We start from the raw sequence: 2,541 nt of genomic DNA, 5'->3' as shown, positions 1-2,541 counted from the left end.
CATCAGCGAGGTGGTCCAGCAGGCTGTCGGCGGGCTCCCCGACGATGGCGGGCAGGCCGAGGACCGGGTTGGGTGGCCCGGCACCCGGCGGAGCGGGACGGACGGTGACCACGCACCGATCGGTGCGTCCGGTGACCCGTTCCCACTTGGTCAGGGCGGCCAGCGTGTCGGGCGGGTCGATGTCGACCTCGACCGGGTCGCAGCGGCCGCTTGGGAAGCGCAGCCACACGGTGGCGCGGTTCGGGCCGCTCACAGCTCGTCTTCCAGGTGGGGGACGCTCACGTAGCCGAGGTCGGGATGCCAGTACAGCGGCCCGCCGGGGCCGTGGATGACGCCACCGCGCCAGGTGTGCCGGTCGGGGACGCCCAGCGGTTCGCTGACGGGGTCCAGCAGCATTCGCGCGCGGTGCTGGTCGGCGACCTCTCCGGGTCGGTGGGAGGATCCTCGGCGGGCTCCTCGTGGGCGGTGAGCAGCCAGGCGCCCTGCTCGTCGGTGTACAGGCCGGCCTCGCCGTCGGTGATCGGGAAGGAGAAGTCGGTGCCGTCGGGTTGCAGGAGCTGCACCATCCGATTGGGCTGCAGCCGGGCGCGCATCCGGGTGCCTGCCACCCGCAGGTGCATGCAGACCTCGCTGTAGGGCAGTTCGATGGTGAACTCCTCGGTGGGGCGGATCAGGCGCTTGGCCACATCAGTTCCTCCGCGGGTGCTGCTGGTCACGGGCGTGGTGTGGTCGGTGGTCGGTCGGCTGTGGGGTGGGGGTCCTACCTCCGCGGAGCCGAGGCCTTCAAGCCGCACCGCGGGTGCGCCGGGGTGCGGCGGGTGGCGCGTCGCGGCGGGCGGCCGAGTGTGGGGATGGGCTGTCAGGACCGGGGCCCGAGCGCGCCGAGCGTGGGTGCTGGATGAGGATCCAAGGACGCCGGGATGCCGGTTGGCGTGGCGAGCCGGCTGGTTCACCGCTCGTTCGGTCGCCGTTCGGGTCTGCGAGGCGTCGGCGGGATGCTGATCGTCCAGGTGCTCGGTGCCATTAGCCCGGCGGTCCGGGGGCCGTCCGGGCGCGGCGGGCTGGCCGGGGCTTGCCGATGCGGCAGGGGTGTGGTGCTGGACTGGCGCGTCGGCGCCGGTCGGGGCGGGCAGGGGGCTGGTGGCCTGGCGCTTTGGGCTGGCGCGCGCATCGCATGGCTGGCTGGTGGCGGGCTACCAGGCGTCGGCGTGGGCGAGCGCCGCCAGCGCGCGGCGTGGCCCAGTCCGGCCGAGCGGGAGCCACACCTGATGGGCTGGGCTGCCGAGTGTCTGGACGCCGGTGGCCACGGGCACCAGCGCGGGGGGCGGCAGGCGACGCAGGGCAGCCTCCCGCTCGGGGTCGGGCGCCCAGACCAGCACGGGGGTGGCGATGCGGCTGCCGAGCGCGAGGTCGTCGTAGCCGGCGAGCTTGCCGGCCAGCCGCTCGGGCGGGGTGTCGCCACCCGGGTCGTGCTCGAGGAAGAAGTCGACCTCGCCGGCGGGCTCGGCCCAGCGCCCGTAGGCGTCGGGCCGCACGATCGTGCCCCACCGCTCGGCGCAGCGGGCCGCCGGCCAGAAACACACCAGCTTGGCGTTGGGTCGCGTGCGGGTCGCCTGGGCGAGCGCGGCGAAGAAGCCGTTGATCCCGACCAGGTGGGTGAGCAGCCGGCCGCTGTGCGCGACCGCGAGCGCCTGGTCGCGCCGGTAGCCGAGGGCGGCGGGGTCGATGCCCTGCTCGGCCGCGAGCACCGCGGCGCCGGCCTGGCCGAGCACGTAGTGGTAGGGCGCGGACCCGGCGCCGACCTGGGTGAGGGGGCGGAAGCGGTCCACGACCTGCAGGCGGGCCAGCTCGACCAGCCGGTGGCCGAGGGTGACGGGGCTGGCGCCCAGCAGCGCCTCGCACTGCTCGGTGGTGAGGACCTGGTGTTCGGCGAGCAGGCGCGCCAACTCCCGGTCGCGGGTGGTGAGCCGGCCGGCCAGGTCGGCAAGCTGCTCGGCGCCATGCCTGCCGCCGTTGCCCTTACGGGCGCCCATCAGGCCTCCTTGCGGTGTCTTGTGCCGGTCGCGGGTGGGTTGGGGCGCTCAGGTGGTGGGTCAGGGCGTGGCGACCGGGATGGGGCCGGGCAGCCGGGGGTCGTCGACGCCGGTGAGCTCCCGGCGCAACCGCTCCTCACGCCGCCGCTGTTCAGTGCGCCCGAACCGGGCCCGCGCGGCGGCGCGGACCTGCTCGGCGCGGCCGGGGATGGCTGGTGGGGCCGCTCGGGTGCGGATGGTGCTGGCGGGCAGCTCGCTGCCGTCGGCGACCAGCCGCACGGCGGCCTGGTAGGCGCCCAGGTGCGCCAGGTCGTGGGCGGACAGGTGGGGGGTGACGTGACGTTCCAGCAGGCGGGCGTCCTCCGGCGAGCAGGTGAAGTACACCTTGGTGCGGGCGTTGGCCGACAGGGCGTGGTACAGCTCGGCGGGGAGCTGGCCGAGGTGCTGGTGGGCCAGGTGCAGCGCCAGCCCGTAGCCGCGCGCCTCCGGCAGCAGCTCCTCCAGCCGG

Annotated in this window: 4 protein-coding genes; all 4 read right to left on the bottom strand. The window is 75.3% G+C overall.

Features of this window, described 5'->3' with window-relative positions:
- A partial coding sequence (locus tag VG276_30365; protein ID HEV8653588.1) for a hypothetical protein occupies positions 1-253 on the bottom strand: 253 nt, incomplete at its 3' end.
- A 25-nt stretch (positions 254-278) separates the two neighbouring features.
- A complete protein-coding gene (locus tag VG276_30360; GenBank protein ID HEV8653587.1) occupies positions 279-686 on the bottom strand; it encodes a hypothetical protein in 408 nt (135 codons plus the stop codon).
- 507 nt (positions 687-1,193) lie between these two features.
- Positions 1,194-2,033, bottom strand: a complete 840-nt coding sequence (locus tag VG276_30355) for a replication-relaxation family protein (protein ID HEV8653586.1) — start codon at positions 2,031-2,033, stop codon at positions 1,194-1,196.
- Positions 2,034-2,093: 60 nt separating this feature from the next.
- On the bottom strand, positions 2,094-2,541 hold a 448-nt coding region (locus VG276_30350; GenBank protein HEV8653585.1), incomplete at its 5' end, for a type VI secretion protein.

Source organism: Actinomycetes bacterium (assembly GCA_036000965.1).
Lineage (GTDB): Bacteria > Actinomycetota > CALGFH01 > CALGFH01 > CALGFH01 > DASYUT01.
Note: the sequence above shows the minus strand (reverse complement) of the source record. Positions and strands in the feature narration are given on the sequence as shown.

Coding starts and splice junctions, on each gene's coding strand:
- VG276_30355 (HEV8653586.1), bottom strand. CDS start 2,033: ATGGGCGCCCGTAAGGGCAACGGCGGCAGGCATGGCGCCGAGCAGCTT.